This window comes from Loktanella sp. IMCC34160 (assembly GCF_004145845.1).
Lineage (GTDB): Bacteria > Pseudomonadota > Alphaproteobacteria > Rhodobacterales > Rhodobacteraceae > SELP01.
Genome location: NZ_SELP01000001.1, coordinates 199,582 through 217,964, shown reverse-complemented (window position 1 = coordinate 217,964; position 18,383 = coordinate 199,582). Strand labels below are relative to the sequence as shown.

17 protein-coding genes and 1 tRNA gene are annotated in these 18,383 nt (G+C 62.8%); 13 read left to right on the top strand and 5 right to left on the bottom strand.

Features of this window, described 5'->3' with window-relative positions; translation table 11 throughout:
• The first annotated feature begins 96 nt into the window (after window positions 1–96).
• From EU803_RS01070 to EU803_RS01045, 6 genes are all read left to right on the top strand, one after another.
• The gene (locus EU803_RS01070) at window positions 97–3,054 is read left to right on the top strand and encodes a 2-oxoglutarate dehydrogenase E1 component (protein ID WP_129679003.1); all 2,958 of its coding nucleotides are present in this window, start codon (window positions 97–99) and stop codon (window positions 3,052–3,054) included.
• A gap of 3 nt (window positions 3,055–3,057) precedes the next feature.
• Window positions 3,058–4,263, top strand: a complete 1,206-nt coding sequence (gene odhB / locus EU803_RS01065; RefSeq protein ID WP_129679002.1) for a 2-oxoglutarate dehydrogenase complex dihydrolipoyllysine-residue succinyltransferase — start codon at window positions 3,058–3,060, stop codon at window positions 4,261–4,263.
• Window positions 4,264–4,600: 337 nt separating this feature from the next.
• Window positions 4,601–4,990 carry an MAPEG family protein gene (locus tag EU803_RS01060; RefSeq protein ID WP_129679001.1) on the top strand — a complete coding sequence of 130 codons (390 nt, stop codon included), beginning with the start codon at window positions 4,601–4,603 and terminating at the stop codon, window positions 4,988–4,990.
• Between the two features lie 41 nt (window positions 4,991–5,031).
• A complete protein-coding gene (gene lpdA / locus EU803_RS01055; protein ID WP_129679000.1) occupies window positions 5,032–6,417 on the top strand; it encodes a dihydrolipoyl dehydrogenase in 1,386 nt (461 codons plus the stop codon).
• A 131-nt stretch (window positions 6,418–6,548) separates the two neighbouring features.
• Window positions 6,549–7,004 carry a hypothetical protein gene (locus EU803_RS01050; protein WP_129678999.1) on the top strand — a complete coding sequence of 152 codons (456 nt, stop codon included), beginning with the start codon at window positions 6,549–6,551 and terminating at the stop codon, window positions 7,002–7,004.
• Window positions 7,005–7,127: 123 nt separating this feature from the next.
• Window positions 7,128–7,976 carry a DUF533 domain-containing protein gene (locus EU803_RS01045; protein WP_165352743.1) on the top strand — a complete coding sequence of 283 codons (849 nt, stop codon included), beginning with the start codon at window positions 7,128–7,130 and terminating at the stop codon, window positions 7,974–7,976.
• Here the strand turns inward: EU803_RS01045 and EU803_RS01040 are convergent.
• Together EU803_RS01040 and EU803_RS01035 are read right to left on the bottom strand one after the other, a co-directional pair.
• The gene (locus EU803_RS01040) at window positions 7,973–8,623 is read right to left on the bottom strand and encodes a GntR family transcriptional regulator (RefSeq protein ID WP_129678997.1); all 651 of its coding nucleotides are present in this window, start codon (window positions 8,621–8,623) and stop codon (window positions 7,973–7,975) included. The genes EU803_RS01045 and EU803_RS01040 overlap by 4 nt on opposite strands.
• A gap of 31 nt (window positions 8,624–8,654) precedes the next feature.
• Window positions 8,655–9,350: a SprT family zinc-dependent metalloprotease gene (locus tag EU803_RS01035; protein WP_129680115.1), complete on the bottom strand. Its 696-nt coding sequence runs from the start codon at window positions 9,348–9,350 to the stop codon at window positions 8,655–8,657.
• A gap of 110 nt (window positions 9,351–9,460) precedes the next feature.
• Here EU803_RS01035 and EU803_RS01030 point away from each other — a divergent pair, with 110 nt between their 5' ends.
• Together EU803_RS01030 and EU803_RS01025 are read left to right on the top strand one after the other, a co-directional pair.
• The gene (locus tag EU803_RS01030; protein ID WP_129678996.1) at window positions 9,461–9,793 is read left to right on the top strand and encodes a TIGR02300 family protein; all 333 of its coding nucleotides are present in this window, start codon (window positions 9,461–9,463) and stop codon (window positions 9,791–9,793) included.
• An 88-nt stretch (window positions 9,794–9,881) separates the two neighbouring features.
• A tRNA-Ala gene (locus tag EU803_RS01025) sits at window positions 9,882–9,957 on the top strand.
• A 150-nt stretch (window positions 9,958–10,107) separates the two neighbouring features.
• Here EU803_RS01025 and EU803_RS01020 read toward each other — a convergent pair.
• Window positions 10,108–11,730: a SulP family inorganic anion transporter gene (locus EU803_RS01020; RefSeq protein WP_129678995.1), complete on the bottom strand. Its 1,623-nt coding sequence runs from the start codon at window positions 11,728–11,730 to the stop codon at window positions 10,108–10,110.
• Between the two features lie 138 nt (window positions 11,731–11,868).
• Here EU803_RS01020 and EU803_RS01015 point away from each other — a divergent pair, with 138 nt between their 5' ends.
• Complete coding sequence (locus EU803_RS01015) at window positions 11,869–12,741, top strand: S-methyl-5'-thioadenosine phosphorylase (RefSeq protein ID WP_129678994.1); 873 nt, start codon at window positions 11,869–11,871, stop codon at window positions 12,739–12,741.
• 63 nt (window positions 12,742–12,804) lie between these two features.
• A complete protein-coding gene (locus tag EU803_RS01010; protein WP_129678993.1) occupies window positions 12,805–13,335 on the top strand; it encodes an adenine phosphoribosyltransferase in 531 nt (176 codons plus the stop codon).
• A gap of 127 nt (window positions 13,336–13,462) precedes the next feature.
• Here the strand turns inward: EU803_RS01010 and EU803_RS01005 are convergent, their stop codons facing one another.
• The gene (locus tag EU803_RS01005; protein ID WP_165352742.1) at window positions 13,463–14,626 is read right to left on the bottom strand and encodes a hypothetical protein; all 1,164 of its coding nucleotides are present in this window, start codon (window positions 14,624–14,626) and stop codon (window positions 13,463–13,465) included.
• 57 nt (window positions 14,627–14,683) lie between these two features.
• Here EU803_RS01005 and EU803_RS18485 point away from each other — a divergent pair, with 57 nt between their 5' ends.
• From EU803_RS18485 to EU803_RS00990, 3 genes are all read left to right on the top strand, one after another.
• The gene (locus tag EU803_RS18485) at window positions 14,684–14,839 is read left to right on the top strand and encodes a hypothetical protein (protein WP_165352741.1); all 156 of its coding nucleotides are present in this window, start codon (window positions 14,684–14,686) and stop codon (window positions 14,837–14,839) included.
• Between the two features lie 136 nt (window positions 14,840–14,975).
• Window positions 14,976–16,775 (top strand): translation elongation factor 4, encoded by a 1,800-nt coding sequence (lepA, locus tag EU803_RS00995; protein WP_129678990.1) that lies wholly within the window; start codon window positions 14,976–14,978, stop codon window positions 16,773–16,775.
• Window positions 16,776–17,144: 369 nt separating this feature from the next.
• Entirely contained in the window at window positions 17,145–18,197 is a 1,053-nt protein-coding gene (locus EU803_RS00990) for a hypothetical protein (RefSeq protein WP_129678989.1), read from the top strand.
• On the opposite strand, the gene EU803_RS00985 is transcribed toward EU803_RS00990, so the two are convergent.
• Entirely contained in the window at window positions 18,187–18,381 is a 195-nt protein-coding gene (locus EU803_RS00985) for a hypothetical protein (RefSeq protein ID WP_129678988.1), read from the bottom strand. The two genes, EU803_RS00990 and EU803_RS00985, sit on opposite strands and share 11 nt — an antisense overlap.
• Window positions 18,382–18,383: the final 2 nt, after the last annotated feature.

Genomic DNA, 18,383 nt, shown 5'->3' with positions numbered 1-18,383 from the left:
CTGTGCCCGACCCCATCACGACGGCACCACTACGGTGCAATTTCTTCGACCAAGATAACCAGCACCGAACCGTTTTCGCACTTACGAGGCCCCGTAATGACCGAACATCCCTCCAACGACGTCTTCCACGCCTCCAGCTTTCTGCAAGGCCACAACGCGGATTATATCGAGCAGCTTTATGCACGATATGCCGCCGACCCCTCTGCCGTGGACGAAGCGTGGCGCGATTTCTTCTCGTCCCTCGGGGATGCCCCCGCCGATGCGCGGGCAGAGGCGACCGGCCCCTCCTGGGCGCGGGCCGACTGGCCGCCGGTGCCGAACGACGATCTGACCGCCGCGCTGGATGGGCAATGGGCCGAAGACCCCAAGGCCGCGGGCGACAAGATCAAGGCGAAAGCCGCTGAAAAGGGAGTCGGCCTGTCCGAAGAACAGGTGCGCGCCGCCGTTCTGGACAGCATCCGCGCCCTTATGATCATCCGCGCCTACCGGATTCGGGGCCATCTGGTGGCCGATCTGGACCCGCTGGGGATGCGCGACCAGACCCCGCACCCGGAACTTGATCCGGCCTCCTACGGGTTCACCGACAAGGACATGGACCGCCCGATCTTCATCGACAATGTGCTTGGTCTTGAAATCGCGACCATGCGCCAGATCATCGACATCGTCCGCCGGACCTATTGCGGCACCTTCGCGCTGCAGTACATGCATATTTCCAACCCGGAAGAGGCCGCCTGGCTGAAGGAACGGATCGAAGGCTACGGCAAGGAAATCCAGTTCACCAAGAACGGGCGCAAGGCGATCCTGAACAAGCTGGTCGAGGCCGAGGGCTTCGAGAAATTCCTGCACGTGAAATACATGGGCACCAAGCGGTTCGGCCTTGATGGGGGCGAGGCGCTGATCCCGGCGATGGAGCAGATCATCAAGCGCGGCGGCGCGCTTGGGGTCGAGGAGATCGTCATCGGCATGCCCCACCGGGGCCGCCTGTCGGTTCTGGCCAACGTGATGGGCAAACCCTACCGCGCCATCTTCAACGAATTCCAGGGCGGCAGCTTCAAACCCGAGGACGTGGATGGTTCGGGCGACGTGAAATACCACCTTGGCGCATCCTCGGACCGGGAATTCGACGGCAACAAGGTGCACCTGTCGCTGACTGCCAACCCCTCGCACCTCGAGGCGGTGAACCCGGTGGTTCTGGGCAAGGTCCGCGCCAAGCAGGATCAGAAGAACGACGTGGACCGGATCAAGGTCCTGCCGGTGCTGCTGCACGGCGACGCGGCCTTTGCCGGTCAGGGCGTCGTGGCCGAAGGCTTTGGCCTGTCGGGCCTGAAGGGGCACAAGACCGGCGGCACGATGCATATCATCGTCAACAACCAGATCGGGTTCACGACCGCGCCGCACTTCTCGCGCTCGTCCCCCTATCCGACCGACATCGCCCTGATGGTCGAAGCACCGATCTTCCACGTCAACGGCGACGACCCCGAGGCCGTGGTCCACGCCGCCAAGGTCGCGACCGAATTCCGCCAGAAGTTCCACAAGGACGTGGTCCTTGATATATTCTGCTATCGCCGCTTCGGTCATAACGAAGGCGACGAGCCGATGTTCACCAACCCGGTGATGTACAAGCGGATCAAGACCCACAAGACGACGCTGACCCTCTACACCGAACGGCTGGTCGCCGACGGGCTGATCCCCGAGGGCGAAATCGAGGACATGAAAGCCGCGTTCCAGGCCCACCTGAACGAGGAATTCGAAGCCGGCAAGAACTACAAGCCGAACAAGGCCGACTGGCTGGACGGGCGCTGGTCGCACCTCGACAAGCGGGATGCCGACAATTACGAGCGCGGCACAACCGCCATTTCGCCCGAGGCGATGAAGGACATCGGCCGCGCGCTGACCACCGCGCCGGATGGCTGGAACATGCACCGCACCGTCGAACGGCTGCTGGCCGCCAAATCCGAGATGTTCGAAAGCGGCACAGGGTTCGACTGGGCCACGGGCGAGGCGCTGGCCTTCGGCTCGCTGATGCTCGAAGGCTATCCGGTGCGCCTGTCCGGTCAGGATGCGACCCGCGGCACCTTCAGCCAGCGGCACTCGGGCTTCATCGACCAGGTGACCGAAGACCGCTACTATCCGCTCAACCACATCCGCGAGGGGCAGGCCCAGTACGAGGTCATCGACTCCATGCTGTCGGAATACGCGGTTCTGGGTTTCGAATACGGGTATTCGCTGGCCGAACCCAACGCGCTGACCCTCTGGGAAGCGCAGTTCGGCGATTTCGCAAACGGCGCCCAAATCATGTTCGACCAGTTCATCAGCTCGGGCGAATCCAAATGGCTGCGGATGTCCGGCCTGACGGTCCTTCTGCCGCACGGCTTCGAAGGTCAGGGGCCGGAACACTCCTCGGCCCGGCTGGAACGGTTCCTGCAAATGTGCGGCGGCGACAACTGGATCGTGGCCAACTGCACCACGCCCGCGAACTACTTCCACATCCTGCGGCGGCAGCTGCACCGGACCTACCGCAAACCGCTGATCCTGATGACGCCGAAATCGCTTCTGCGGCACAAGATGGCGATCTCGGACACCGAGGATTTCACCACCGGATCGTCCTTCCACCGCGTCCTGTGGGACGACGCGCAGAAGGGCCATTCCGACACGAAACTGGTGGCCGATGACAAGATCAAGCGGGTCGTCCTGTGTTCCGGCAAGGTCTACTACGACCTGCTGGAAGAACGCGACGCGCGCGGCATCGACGACATCTACCTGATGCGGATCGAACAGTTCTACCCCTTCCCCGCCCTGTCGATGGTGAAGGAACTGGAGCGGTTCAAAGGGGCCGAAATGGTCTGGTGTCAGGAAGAACCGAAGAACCAGGGTGCCTGGTCCTTCATCGAACCAAACATCGAATGGGTGCTGACCCGGATCGACGCCAAGCACAAGCGGCCCACTTACACCGGTCGCCCCGCCTCGGCCTCGCCCGCCACGGGTCTCGCCTCTCAGCACAAAGCACAACAAGCAGCGCTCGTGAACGATGCGCTGACCATCGAAGGGAATTAAGCCATGAGCATCGAAGTCCGCGTGCCCACCCTTGGCGAAAGCGTCACCGAAGCCACCGTCGCCACCTGGTTCAAAAAACCCGGCGACGCCGTCGCAGCCGATGAAATGCTGTGCGAGCTGGAGACCGACAAGGTAACCGTCGAAGTACCCGCGCCCGCCGCTGGCGTCCTGTCCGAGATTGTGGCCGCCGAAGGCGAAACCGTCGGCGTCGACGCGCTTCTGGCCCAGATCACCGAAGGCGAAGGTGCCGCCCCGGCCCCCAAGGCAGAGCCCAAGGCCGAAGCCGCCGCCCCGGCCCCTGCGGCCACCGCGCCCGCCAAGGACGTGGAAGACGCCCCCAGCGCCAAGAAGCTGATGGCCGACAATAACCTGTCGGACGGCAGCGTTCAAGGCACCGGCAAGGATGGCCGGGTCATGAAAGAGGACGTCCTGAACGCGCTTTCCGCCCCGAAACCCGCGGCATCGGCCCCCGCCGCCGCCCCGGCAGCGCCCCGCGCCGCGCCGGACGCCGCGCGCGAGGAACGGGTCAAGATGACCCGCCTGCGCCAGACCATCGCCCGCCGCCTTAAAGAGGCCCAGAACAGCGCCGCGATGCTGACGACCTATAACGAGGCCGACATGTCCGGCATCATGGCGCTGCGCAACGAATACAAGGACCTGTTCCTGAAGAAGCACGGCGTAAAGCTCGGCTTCATGTCCTTCTTCGTGAAGGCCTGCTGCCACGCGCTGAAAGAGGTGCCGGACGTGAACGCCGAGATCGACGGCGATCACGTGGTCTACAAGAACTACGTCCACATGGGCGTGGCCGTTGGCACGCCGACGGGCCTTGTGGTGCCGGTGGTCCGCGACGCCGATCAGAAAAGCTTTGCCGATATCGAAAAGGAAATCGGTGAACTGGGCGCCAAGGGCCGCGATGGCAAACTGACCATGGCGGAAATGCAGGGCGGCTCGTTCACCATCTCCAACGGCGGGGTCTACGGCTCGCTCATGTCCTCGCCCATCCTGAACCCCCCGCAGTCGGGGATCCTCGGGATGCACAAGATCCAGGACCGGGTGATGGTTGAAAACGGGCAGATGGTGATCCGCCCGATGATGTATCTGGCCCTGTCCTACGACCACCGGATCGTCGACGGCAAAGGCGCCGTGACCTTCCTCGTGCGGGTCAAGGAAGCACTGGAAGACCCGCGCCGGTTGCTGATGGATTTGTAGGTAGTGCTTTATGGAATGGTATTACATTGCTGGTCCAATACTTGCGTTTTTGATCTTCTTGTTGATCAGAAATGGCAAGAGGAATTCCGATCCCTTCAACAGGTCATGCGCTGCTGAATTGTGCGAACTCGCAATTCAGCATTATGGCAATGACAACGAATACTTCTTCGAAGAAGCCATTAGGTGTTTTCAAGAACACCGGCGATACAGGTCGGATGCACGCCACGTCGCTTCGATGGTAGCACCTCTGCTCTCAAGGGCCGGAGTGCCTAGACAAGAAGCGCGTGGAGTTGCGTCAGCATTGACATTGCTGGCGCAACAGCTGCCCAAATAGTAGATGACCCCCGAACTCACCATCCTTGCCCTCGCCGCCCTCCTGCAAGGCGTCCAGTTCTGCATCTATTCGGTGCTTGCCAATATTCAGGTCACCCCCCGCTATGCCCTGTCCCCGCGCGACGAACCCCGGCAGTTGACCGGCATCGCGGGTCGGTCCCAGCGGGCGCTGAATAATCATTTTGAGAGTCTTGCCCTCTTTACCCCTGCGGTTCTGGTGATAACCCTCTCCGGCAATGAAACCAGTTTCACCGCCTCCTGCGCGGGCCTCTATCTTGGCGCCCGCCTTCTCTACGTCCCCGCCTACCTGTTCGGCTGGTCCCCCTGGCGGACCGTCATTTGGTTTGCGGGCTTCCTTGCAACCATGGCCCTGCTTCTGGCAGCATTGGTCTGACCCAAGCGGCCACATTGACCGAACTACAAAGGAACTCTCCCATGTCCTATGACGTCATCATCATCGGCGCCGGTCCCGGCGGATATGTCTGCGCGATCCGCTGCGCGCAACTGGGCCTGAAGACCGCCGTGGTCGAAGGGCGCGACGCGTTGGGCGGCACCTGCCTGAACGTGGGCTGTATCCCATCCAAGGCCCTCCTGCACGCCTCGCACCAATTGCACGAGGCAGAGCACAACTTTGCCAAGATGGGCCTGAAGGGCAAAGCACCCTCGGTCGATTGGGCGCAGATGCTGACCTACAAACAAGAGGTCATCGACGGCAACACCAAGGGCATCGAGTTCCTGTTCAAGAAGAACAAGGTCGACTGGATCAAGGGTTGGGCCAGCATCCCCGCCCCCGGCAAGGTCAAGGTCGGCGATACCGTGCACGAGACGAAGAACATCGTCATCGCCTCGGGGTCCGAGGTGTCGCCGCTGAAAGGCGTCGAGGTTGACGAGAAAACCGTCGTCACCTCCACCGGCGCGCTGGAACTGGGCAAGGTGCCGAAATCCATGATCGTCATCGGCGCCGGCGTGATCGGCCTTGAACTGGGCAGCGTCTACAAGCGTCTGGGCGCCGATGTGACCGTGATCGAATTCCTAGACCAGATCACCCCGGGCATGGATGGCGAGATTCAGAAGACCTTCCAGCGGACCCTGAAAAAGCAGGGCATGAACTTTGTCATGGGCGCCGCCGTGCAATCCGCCGCGAAAAAGGGCAAGGGGGCCGAGGTCACCTATAAGCTGCGCAAGGACGACAGCGAACACACGGTTCAGGCCGATGTGGTCCTGCTGGCCACCGGGCGGCGGCCCTTCGTCGAAGGGCTGGGGCTGGACGCGCTTGGCATCACCCTGACCGACCGTGGGCAGATCGCCGTGGACGGCCGCTATGCCACCAATATCGAAGGCGTCTACGCCATCGGCGACGCGACCCCCGGCCCGATGCTGGCCCACAAGGCCGAAGACGAAGGCATGGCCGTGGCCGAGGTTCTGGCCGGTCAGCATGGCCATGTGAATTATGACGTGATCCCCGGTGTGATCTACACCCACCCCGAGGTCGCCAGCGTCGGCAAGACCGAGGAACAGCTGAAAGAGGCCGGCCGCGCCTATAAGGTCGGCAAGTTCAACTTCATGGGCAATGGCCGCGCCAAGGCGATGAACGCGGGCGAAGGTTTCGTGAAGATCCTCGCCGACAAGGAAACCGACCGGGTACTGGGCTGCCACATCCTCGGGCCGGGGGCTGGCGAACTGATCCACGAGATCTGCGTCGGCATGGAATTCGGCGCCGCGGCCGAGGATATCGCCCGCACCTGCCACGCCCACCCCACCCTCTCCGAAGCCGTGCGCGAGGCTGCGCTGGCCTGCGGCGACGGGCCGATCCACTCCTGATCGGAACCAGATCGAACAACGGCGGCGCGGCCCGGATCACGGGCCGCGCCGTTTGTGTCTTTCCGCACTGAGTTCTGAAATCAGGGCGCGTATTGATCCCTCACGTATCAACTTAAAGAGGATCATTCGTGATGACCAAGACCTTTCTCTCCGCCCTTTCCCTTGCCGCCCTGTTCCCCCTGTCTGCCATGGCCGACAGCGTTTCCGGCACCTATGACAGCACGCTCGACACGCTTTACGCCGTGTCCCAGCCCGGCAGCCGCGCCCCCGATGGCGACAGCTATTGCAAGGAAACCTTCGGCAAATACGTCGGCAGCACCGTCAGCGGCACCTACGACATCAACACCACGACCCTCATGATGTCGGCCACCGCCACCTTCGAAGGGTCCGAGGCGTCGATGTTCCCGCTGGGCATTTCCGGGCGCTATGCCTTCATGACCGATGGCGTTCCGGCGCCCCTGTCCGACATGGGTGTGAACCGGATCATCCTGAACCTGTCCACCGATTTCTCGGACAAGGAAAGCGACGTGCTGTTCAACGGCAACGCCGACTACAACTGCCTCCTGTCGAACCGGGCGGCGAACTAAGCCCATTGGCGGGCTGGCCCGTGTCGGCCCGCCAATCACCTTAAGGTTGCGAAACATTCGCCCTATTTTGGCCCGATTATCCCGGCAGACCGAACGAAGCTAAATTCTTCGGGTCTTTCCATGATGATCAGAAAGTTCATTTCCTCGACGGCTCTTGCCCTAACCCTCTCCGTCGGCCTGCCCAGCGCGGCCAATGCGGGCGTCCCCTACGGCTATTTCGGCGACCTGACCTTTGTCGCGGAAACCTCGCTCCCCGGCCCGGACGGCAACGCCGCCCTTTGCCATTACACGACGAAATACCACCTCGGCTATCTGGGGTTCTGGCGCAGCAGCAATGGCTATGTCCTGTCGCCCTCGGGCTGCGAAGGGGACAGTTTCCGGGCGATCACTTACGAACAGATGCAGACGTTCCAGAAACTCGGGATGATCTCTGCGGATCTGCCGACCGCGCCGTCGATGACCGGCAAGGAATTGCTGTCCGGCTTCGCGGGCACCGCGATCCTTGGAATGCTTGCCCTGATGAACCTGATCTCGACCCTGCGCCACAACCGGCCCGGCAAACGGCGGCGCAAGGCCGCTCCGCAATGCGCGGTCGCCACCCTTGCCGCCATGTGCCACGTCGCCAAGGCGGACGGGCATGTGGACGAAACCGAAATCACCGCCATCGGGGTCCGGGTCAGCGAACTGACCGGCCACAGCTTCAGCCGGGAACGGATTGCCGAGATGATCCATATGGCCGACGACCACCTGTCACCCCACGAGTACGTCCAGTTCGGCGCGGACCTGTCCGAGGCGGACCGCCGGATCGTTTTGGAAGGGGCGCTTGGGGTGGCGGTGGCCGACGGCGAAATCCATCAGGCCGAACATGCCTTTATCACCAACCTCGCGCAGGCGCTTGGGGTGCGGGGGGATGAATTCCGCCTGCTTCTCGGCAGGCTGGCGGCGGGCCTTGGCGGGCCGACGCCAGCCTAGCCCTTCAGCATCCGCAACCCCTGCGTCACATCCGTACGCACCGCAAGCCGCAGGCCGGGTTCATCCCCGGCCTTCAGCGCGGCCAGGATCAGCTTGTGGTGATAGGGCGGGTCCTTGCGGTTCAGCCGCCCGTACAGCGCCCGCATCGTCGGCCCAAGCTGCAACCATACGGTCTCGGTCATCGCCAGCATCGCCGGCGCCTGCGCCCGCAGATACAGCGTCCGGTGAAACTCGAGGTTCATCCGGATGTATCCCGGGGCGTCCTGCCGGGCGACCATCTGGCTGACCCCCTGATTGATCACCTCAAGCCGTTCGATCAGCGCGAAATGGGCGCGCGGCAGGGCGCGGGTCGCCAATTCCGGCTCCATCATGGCGCGGACGGTGGCCAGTTCCTCGATCCGTTCGTTAGACAACTCCGGGGTCGACACGCGGCCCGACGAGGACAGGAACAACGCCCCTTCCGCCACCAGCCGCCGGATCGCCTCCCGCGCGGGCGTCATCGAGACATCGAATTCCTTGCCGATCCCCCGCAGGGTCATCGCCTGCCCCGGCATCACCTCGCCATGCATGATCCGGGTGCGCAACGCGCGATAGACCCGTTCATGGGCGGCGGAATTCGGATCGACGGGGCGGGACTGGATCAGCATGGGCGCAATGTGATCACAAATCCCCCGGCGGTCAATCGGCGAAGCGGACCCGGTGCAGCGCGTCGCCTTCGGTCCGCAGCCAGCGGCGGCAGCGGTCGTGGTCCGGGAACAGCCGGGCGACGACCGCCCAGAAGGCCGCAGAGTGGTTCATCTCGACCAGATGCGCCACCTCATGTGCGGCGACATAGTCCAGCACCTCGGGCGGGGCCATGATCAGCCGCCAGGAATACATGAGGTCGCCCGCCGATGTGCACGACCCCCAGCGCGACCGCGTATCGCGCAGGGTGATCCGGCCATAGCTGCGGCCAAGGGCGGCGGCATGGCGGTCCGAGGCAGAAGCCAGCGCATCCCGCGCCTGTGCCTTCAGAAAGGTCTGCACCCGCGTGCCCACCGTCACCGGATCATCCGGTACCCACAGCACGCCGTCCCGCAGGGCCGCGCCGCGCTGGCGGTCGGCGGCCCGGACCGGCAGCGCCTGCCCCCGAAACGGCACAACCCCGCCAAGGCGCACCGCATGTTCATCCCGCATCGCGCCCAGATGGTCACGCAGCCACCCCTCGCGCGAGGCGATGAACGCCACGCCTTCGCGTTCGGGCACCCCATGTGGCAGGGTCAGGGTCACACGGCCATCCAGCCGCGACACCCGCAACGACAGCCGCCGCGCGCGGGCCGACCGGCGAAGTTCCACCGTGATCGGGGGGTTGCCATCCAACACATGCCGGGCCATATGCAGCTTCTCGTTTCCAAAACGTGCCAAAGCCTTTGACACCATTGCTGGCTTATGGCAGGTGGCGGCGATCTGCTGCAAGTGCACGACAAGAATTTGAAGGGATAGCCATGCCCAAGGAAGAATGGGGTACCAAGCGTATCTGCCCGACGACCGGCAAACGCTTCTACGACCTGAACGCGAACCCGATCATCAGCCCCTACACGGGCGAGAGGGTCGAGATCGACACCAACAAGAACCGGACCATGGTCGCGGACGCCGAAGATGCGCAGACCAAGAAGCTGAAGGCCGCCGCTGCCGCCACCGAGGATGACGATCTGATTCTCGATGACGACGACACTGACGACGTGGATCTGGGCGACGACGTGCTGGAAGAGGATGACGACGACGACAACGTGTCGTTCGATGACCTCGGCGATGTCGCCGCGACCGACGACGAATAAAAATTTTCCTTCGGGCGGGAATTTCACTCTTGATCTCGCCCGAAGCGCCGCATAGTTAGCGGCCACGCGAACGGAAACGTCGCACAGTGGGGCCTTAGCTCAGTTGGGAGAGCGCTTGCATGGCATGCAAGAGGTCAGGGGTTCGACCCCCCTAGGCTCCACCAAATTCCCTTCTTTTTCAGAGTAGATGCAGCCGGACCGGTGCGCTGTATGGTGCCATTACGCCGCTCCAGCGGCCTCATCGGAACCGTGCTGCACAAATGAAAAGGCACCCCTCGGGGTGCCTTTCAATCGCTCAACCGTGGCGGGGCGGATTAATGCCCGCCGATGATTCCCGTGCGCACGCTGTAGTCCGCCGCGATCTCGTAATCCGGGTCATCGTCGCTATCGACCATCAGGTGCCCGGCCTTGGTCAGCAGGCGGTGGCAATCGCGGCTCAGGTGGCGCAGCATGATCCGCTTGCCCGCCTCCTCGTATTTCGCGGCCAGCGCCTCGATCGCCTGAAGCGCGGACTGGTCCGCCACCCGGCTGCCGGCGAAATCGACGATCACCGTGTCCGGATCGTTCTCCACGTCGAAGATCTCGGCAAAGCCATCGGTGGACCCAAAGAACAGCGGCCCCTGGATTTCATAGACCTTGGCGCCCTTTTCGGTGTGCGATTCGCGGGTGACCGCGTGGATGCGCTTGGCATTGGTCCAGGCATAGGCCAGCGCCGACACGATCACCCCCACGACCACGGCGGTGGCAAGGTCGGTCGCCACCGTCACGACGGTGACAAGGACGGTGACGAAGGCATCGGTCAGCGGCACCTTGGCAAGGATGCGCAGCGAGTTCCACGCGAAGGTCCCGATCACCACCATGAACATCACGCCCACAAGCGCGGCCAGCGGGATCTGTTCGATCAGCGGCGAGGCGAACAAGATGAAGGACAGAAGGAACAGCGCCGCGACCGTGCCCGACACGCGGCTGCGCCCGCCGGATTTCACGTTGATCATCGACTGACCGATCATCGCGCAACCACCCATGCCGCCGAAGAACCCGGTGACGGTATTGGCCACGCCTTGGGCCACGCATTCCTGACTGGCGCCGCCCTTGCGACCGGTGATCTCGCCCACAAGGTTCAGGGTCAGCAGGCTTTCGATCAGGCCCACGGCGGCAAGGATCACGGAATAGGGCAGGATGATCTGAAGCGTTTCCCAGGTCAGCGGCACCATCGGAATATGGAACGGCGGCAGCCCCCCTTCGATCGAGGCCATATCGCCCACGCGCGGCACGTCCAGCCCCAGCCCGATCACGATCGCCGCGGTCAGGCCAATCCCCGCCAGCGGCGCCGGAATGGCATTGGTCAGCTTCGGCAGGCCCCAGATCACCACCATCGTGAACCCCACCAGCGCCAGCATCAGCACCAAGGGCATCCCCGACAGCCACTCGCCCCCCGACACGCCATGGCCCGACGCCTCGGCGCTGCCGGGCACCTGGAACTGCGACAACTGGGCAAGGAAGATCACGATCGCCAGCCCGTTCACAAAGCCCAGCATCACCGGATGCGGCACAAGCCGGATGAACTTGCCCCAGCGCAGGAAGCCCACGGTGATCTGGATCAGCCCCATCAGGACAACAGCGGCAAACAGGTATTCCACCCCATGCTGGGCAACAAGGCTGACCATGACCACGGCCAGCGCCCCGGTCGCGCCGGAAATCATCCCCGGACGGCCCCCGATCAGCGCGGTGATCAGCCCCACGATAAACGCAGCATACAGACCCACCAGCGGATGCACCCCGGCGACAAAGGCAAAGGCCACGGCCTCGGGCACCAGCGCCAGCGCCACCGTCAGCCCGGACAGAACCTCTGTCTTCAGGCGGGCGGGGTGCATGTCGCCCGGTTCAGGGGCAAAGGAAAGCCGGTCGGCGAAGGCCGCGAATGTGGATCGGGTCATGGGGGAAACCTGTGGATTGCTCTGGTCGCGTTGGCAGCCCCCTACAGGGTCCGGGCCGGATTGTCACCCCCGGTGGGTCTTGCCAGCCCCCCGGCGCTCTGGTCTTCTCAACCTGCGGCAGAAGAGGAAAGGGAACCCATGCAAACCAGACTTGGCGTGATCGGCGGATCGGGGGTCTATGACATCGACGGGTTGCAGGACGCCCGCTGGCAGGCGGTGGACACCCCCTGGGGCGCGCCCTCGGACGAGATCCTGACCGGCACGCTGGATGGGCTGCCCATGGCCTTCCTGCCCCGGCACGGGCGCGGACACGTCCATTCGCCCTCCACCGTGCCCTACCGGGCCAACATAGACGCGCTGAAACGGCTGGGGGTGACGGATATCGTCGCCGTCTCCGCCTGCGGCTCGTTCCGCGAAGAGCTCGCGCCCGGCGACTTCGTGATCGTGGACCAGTTCATCGACCGGACCATCGCCCGCGACAAAAGCTTTTTCGGCACCGGCTGTGTCGCCCATGTCAGCGTGGCGCACCCGACCTGCGCCCGGCTGTCCGACGCAGTGGAACAGGCCGCCCGCGCCGCCGGGGTCACCACCCACCGGGGCGGCACCTATCTGGCGATGGAAGGGCCACAGTTCTCCTCGCTCGCCGAAAGCAGGCTGTACCGCGAGGTCTGGGGCTGCGACGTGATCGGCATGACAAACATGCCCGAGGCGAAACTCGCCCGCGAGGCCGAGATCTGCTATGCGCCCGTCGCCATGATCACCGATTATGACAGCTGGCACCCCGACCACGGGTCGGTCGACATCTCCGCCATCCTCGCCACGCTTCAAGGCAACGCCGCCCACGCCCGCGCCACCGTCGCCGGAACCGCCGCCGCACTGGACCGGGCTCGCGCGCCCTGCCCCTGCGGCTGCGACCGGGCGCTGGACTTTGCGGTGATGACCGCCCCCGACAAACGCGATCCTGCGCTGGTGGCGAGACTGGACGCCGTGGCGGGGCGCGTGCTGCGCTGACTTGCCCCGGGAGCCCATGCCCGCCATTCTGCCGCCAACCGAAACCCCAACACGGGACCGCCCATGAAAACCGTCAAGGACTACATCCGCACCATCCCCGACTTCCCGCACGAGGGGATCATGTTCCGCGACGTGACCACGCTCTTCGGGGATGCGCGGGGGTTCCGGATGGCCGTGGATCAACTCCTACACCCCTACGCGGGGCAACCCATCGACAAGGTCGCCGGGCTCGAGGCGCGGGGCTTCATCCTTGGCGGGGCCGTGGCGCACCAATTGGGCAAGGGCTTCGTCCCGATCCGCAAGAAGGGCAAGCTGCCCGGCGCCGTGATCTCGCAGGACTATCTGCTGGAATACGGCTCGGCCACGGTGGAACTGCACGACGACGCGCTCGAGGCCGGGGACAAGGTGCTGCTGGTCGATGACCTTCTGGCCACCGGCGGCACCGCCGAGGCCGGGATCAAGCTGATCGAAATGCTGGGCGCGCAGGTGATCGGCTGCGCCTTCGTGATCGACCTGCCCGAACTGGGCGGACGAAAACGGCTCGAAGCCATGGGCATGGAAGTCCACACCCTCTGCGAATTCGACGGGGCCTGACCCCACGCGCTCCACCCCGCACCCAGCCGACTGCGGGTGGCACGAAACGCGCCGCCGTCACGCCAAAGGCGTGCTATCCGCACGACGGGGGCGGTCGGCGCCTGGCCAATCTGGCGATTGGCCGGGGCTAGCTCTTGGAGGTTGGAAGGTCTTCAACAGAAACCGGCGTCAGTTCACTCGGCCCCGGATCAGTTAGCTTCGGCGCATCTTTATCGTCGTAGGCTTCAACGCCCACAACCGGTATTGGCTGTTCATTCTTCTCGACAGTCTCCGGGAAGACGAAATGCCAATACTCCGCCAGCGTCTCCAAGCGTTTACGTGGCCCCAGTTCATCCCCCGACACGACCCAGACCGCCGAAACGATGGCCGCTACGCATGGCGCAAGAACGGCGGCCTTGCCGAACCACGGCTTCTTCTGCTGCTCAAGGTCCGACCTCAGCCGCACCAATTCCTGTTCAAGCCAGACAACCTTGGCATTCAACCGGCCAATTTCCTGCCGCAGCGCCTCTTCGGTTTCTGCCGACCTTTTCGGCGTCAGCAGGATCGTCTGAATTCGGCCTAGGCTGGCGGGCACCGCCTCAATCGGCTTCATGAACTCCGGCGTTTCGTTCAACCCGGTTTCGTGAATGAACGCCGCCAATCCGCTTGAAATCACATCAGACTGGGCAGCAAGGCTGGCCGAGACCGACCGGGGATGCTTCAGGAGTTCTTCGACGGAAGCAGGCTCAAACTCCGGCGCGCGCGGATCAGCCTGACCTTGCTCCGCCCGCCACTCCCGCTCGATCTTCTCGATCACCTCCGCGATATGCGCCACGCCCCCTTTCCAATCTTTGTCCGGGATCAGGGCGACCCGTCGTTGCACCTCCCAATCCAGGGGCTGGCCGGTCAGCTTGCCCTGATACCAGCGACGCCAAAAGTCCCACTCCGCCCCACTGTTCAGAAGGTTTTCGCGGTTCTTCAGCGTTTCGAAAATCCAGTCCGGCTCGCTGGCCGTGTCCCAAAGCTGTGCGTCAAAAAGACTCTCGAAATCGATCGTCACATCGGCACGGGCGGCGGCGGCGGAGGCGCGGGCGGCGGCGGAAGCGGAGGCGGAAGCGGAGGCAGCATCGGCGGCACGGGCGACGGCGGAGGTGGCACGCGTGGCGGCGGAGGCGGCACGGGCGACACGGGCGGCAGAGGCGGCGGCACGGGCGGCAGAGGCGGTGGCATAGGTGGCATCGATGGCACGGGCGACGGCATAGGCGGCATCGGCGGCACGGGTGGTGGCGGCACTGACATCGGGGGTTGGCATGCTACCGGCAACCCCCGATGTCAGGACAGCGCGCAGTGTCCCTAGCAAAAGTTTGCGATGGCCGCCACCACCATCGCCAAAGCTGGCCGCTATAGGAACCACCCGCGCTGCCGCCCGCGCCGCGATTATGGTGCAGTGCTCACGCGACTGTTGTTGCAACCATTTCTTGAACTCGTTTTGATTCATCACCATGCCACTCACCTGACCCTGTAACCCTTGCAAGAAACTACCCTTGGCTCAATCCACAAATCGCCAAGGCACTGCCGCACATGCGACCCACCACCCCCTTGCAAATCTGCCCCTTTCCGGCCATTGACAGCGCTTGAACCCCGTAGCCGGACCCCTGAACATGACCGACCTATCGCACATCCGCAATTTCTCGATCGTGGCCCATATCGACCATGGGAAATCGACCCTGGCCGACCGGTTGATTCAGGAAACCAAGACCGTCGCGGATCGGGACATGAAGGCCCAGATGCTCGACAGCATGGATATCGAGCGCGAGCGCGGGATCACCATCAAGGCCAACACCGTGCGCATCGAATATCCCGCGCAGAACGGCCTGACCTATATCCTGAACCTGATCGACACCCCCGGCCACGTGGACTTTGCCTATGAGGTCAGCCGGTCGATGCGCGCCGTCGAAGGCTCGCTTCTGGTGGTGGACAGCACCCAAGGGGTCGAGGCGCAGACGCTCGCCAACGTCTATCAGGCGATCGACGCCGACCACGAGGTCGTGCCGATCCTCAACAAGATCGACCTGCCCGCCTCGGACTGTGACCGGGTCGCGGCCCAGATCGAGGATGTGATCGGCATCGACGCCTCGGGCGCGATCCGGGTCAGCGCCAAGACCGGCGAGGGGATCATCGAAACGCTCGAGGCGATCGTGCATCACCTGCCCGCGCCCAAGGGTGACCGGGACGCGCCCCTGAAGGCGATGCTGGTCGACAGCTGGTATGACAGCTACCTCGGCGTCGTGGTGATGATCCGGGTGATGGACGGGGTGATCCGCAAGGGCGACCGGATCAAGATGATGCAGACCGGGGCGGTCTACGGCGTCGACAAGCTGGCCGTGATGAAACCCAAGATGGTGGACATCAAGGAACTGGGGCCGGGCGAGATCGGCATCTTCACCGCCTCGATCAAACAGGTGCGCGACACCAAGGTGGGCGACACGATCACGACCGAGAAGAAGGGCACCGACAAACCCCTGCCGGGCTTCAAACCCTCGGTCCCGGTGGTGTTCTGCGGGCTGTTCCCGGTGGACAGCGCCGAATTCGACGACCTGCGCGACGCGATCGAGAAACTGGCGCTGAACGACGCCTCCTTCAGCTTCGAAATGGAAACCTCCGCCGCGCTCGGCTTCGGGTTCCGCTGCGGCTTCCTCGGGCTTTTGCACCTCGAGGTGATCCGTGACCGGATCGAACGGGAATACGATATCGAGCTGATCACCACCGCGCCCTCGGTGGTCTATCACATCTTCATGAAGGACGGCACCCAGCGGGACCTGCACAACCCCGCCGACATGCCCGACCTGACCCATGTCGACCATATCGAGGAGCCGCGGATCAAGGCCACGATCATGGTGCCCGACGAATACCTCGGCGACGTGCTGAAACTCTGCCAGGACCGGCGCGGCATCCAGATGGACCTGACCTATGCGGGCAGCCGGGCGATGGCCGTCTACGACCTGCCCCTGAACGAGGTGGTCTTCGACTTCTACGACCGGCTGAAATCGGTGACCAAGGGCTATGCCTCCTTCGATTACCAGCTGACCGGCTACCGCGAGGATAACCTCGTGAAAATGTCGATCCTCGTGAATGACGAACCGGTCGATGCGCTGTCGATGATGGTGCACCGGGACCGGGCGGAACTGCGCGGGCGGGCGATGGTGGAAAAGCTCAAGGACCTGATCCCGCGCCACATGTTCAAGATCCCGATCCAGGCGGCCATCGGCGGTAAGGTGATCGCGCGGGAAACCCTGTCGGCACTGCGCAAGGACGTGACCGCGAAATGTTACGGCGGCGACGCCACGCGGAAACGGAAGCTGCTGGACAAGCAGAAGGCCGGGAAAAAGAAGATGCGGCAGTTCGGCAAAGTCGACATCCCGCAGGAAGCGTTTATTTCCGCCCTAAAAATGGACAGCTAAAGCTGACCATTTTCTAGGGCGCGTGCGCGAAAGCGGTTTTGCCTGCAAAACTGCGTGCGGCACCCGGTGCAATCCCGGGAACTGGTGTCTAAGAGCACCTCGCCGCGGAACACCCCGTCGCGCCCCCCCCGGTCACCACCAACAGCCCCAACCCAATCACCAAACCGCCACAGGGCAGCGCCTGCCTGGGCGGGCGCGAATGCGCCTGCCGAGGGGGCAGGCAGGCGCAGCCCGGCGATGCCGGGCGTACCTTCCGGTTATTAATTACTGAATTGATGGCCGAAACTTAAGTGCACCAACTCTAATTGCCTATACTCCAATCGAGCATTAAAGTTCGAAACTCCACTTTGTATTTTCGAAAGAAAAAAGATGGCTGACCCAAAGAGAAGCAACGTGTTCATTGTCGGGGCTGGAGCAAGCACCAACTTCGGGCTACCCGTCGGCGAGAATCTAAAGCTAGAAATTGGGCGACTTCTTGACTTCCAACCGAGCAGAGCCGGATTTGGAGAATTTGGCGACAACCTTCTGAAACGAACTCTCAGTCATGTGGGGACGGTCCGGGAATATGGCCTTTCCTATCCGGATTTGCTTCGTGCAGCCCAAGAGACATCTTCAGCAATGACTATAGCTCCAACAATTGACAACTGGATACACAAAAACCGAAATTACGATGAGTTTGTTCTGGTCGGGAAACTCGCAATTGCACGCGTGCTTTCTATGGCTGAAAGAAGTTCCCCGCTCTTCGTCAAAGACGACAACATTTATAGGATGCTCGACTACAATAACGTAGGTGGCAGCTGGCTAGCCGGATTGGCTACGCAGATGCTCACAGGAAGCGACTTCGACGACTTCATCCAGAGCCTATCGAACATTACCTTTATAACGTTCAATTATGATCGCTGTATTGAGCAATTTTTCCTTTGGCTAGCGAGAATCTACTTCGGGGAAGTTGACAATGCAGACAAGAGGACCTTGGACGCACTTGAGGTGATCCATGTCTACGGCTCTCTCGGCGATCTCGACACAACGTTCGGACCAAGAACAGGCTATGGGTGCGATTTGGATATTCATGGCCTATTGCAGGCTTCAGAAAAGATCCACACATTTACGCAAGGGGTATCAGAAGAAAATATCCGCGTACGGATTCATGACGCGCTTTCCAATTGCGAAGTCTTAACCATCTTGGGATTTGGGTTTGATCGGATAAATTTTGATTTACTGCCCAATCAAAGACTTGAAGCATGTCAGAGATTGATCGTTACAACACGAGGGCACAGTCGCGATGACCTGCAAACAATAAAGGAAGGGCTACACGAGCGACTTGGCGTTGAACCTAGCTACAATGCGCTTAACGCGAGCGACGTTTTCAAAGAGTATCGTCAATTCTTTCTCGGAAAATTCAACTCCAGCCCTACCGCCTGAACCGCCCCAGCCCCCACCATTTCCGCTGTTTCGCCCAGAGCTCCACCGCCCAGGCGGGCCGTTCTTCCATCAGTTCTCCGCCGGGCACCGGCTCCAGCCCGCCCTTTTGCAGGCTGCGCCGTTCCTCCGCCCGGGTCAGTTGCAGCGTCCGCAATTCCCGCGCCGCTTCCTCGGCCGTCACCATCT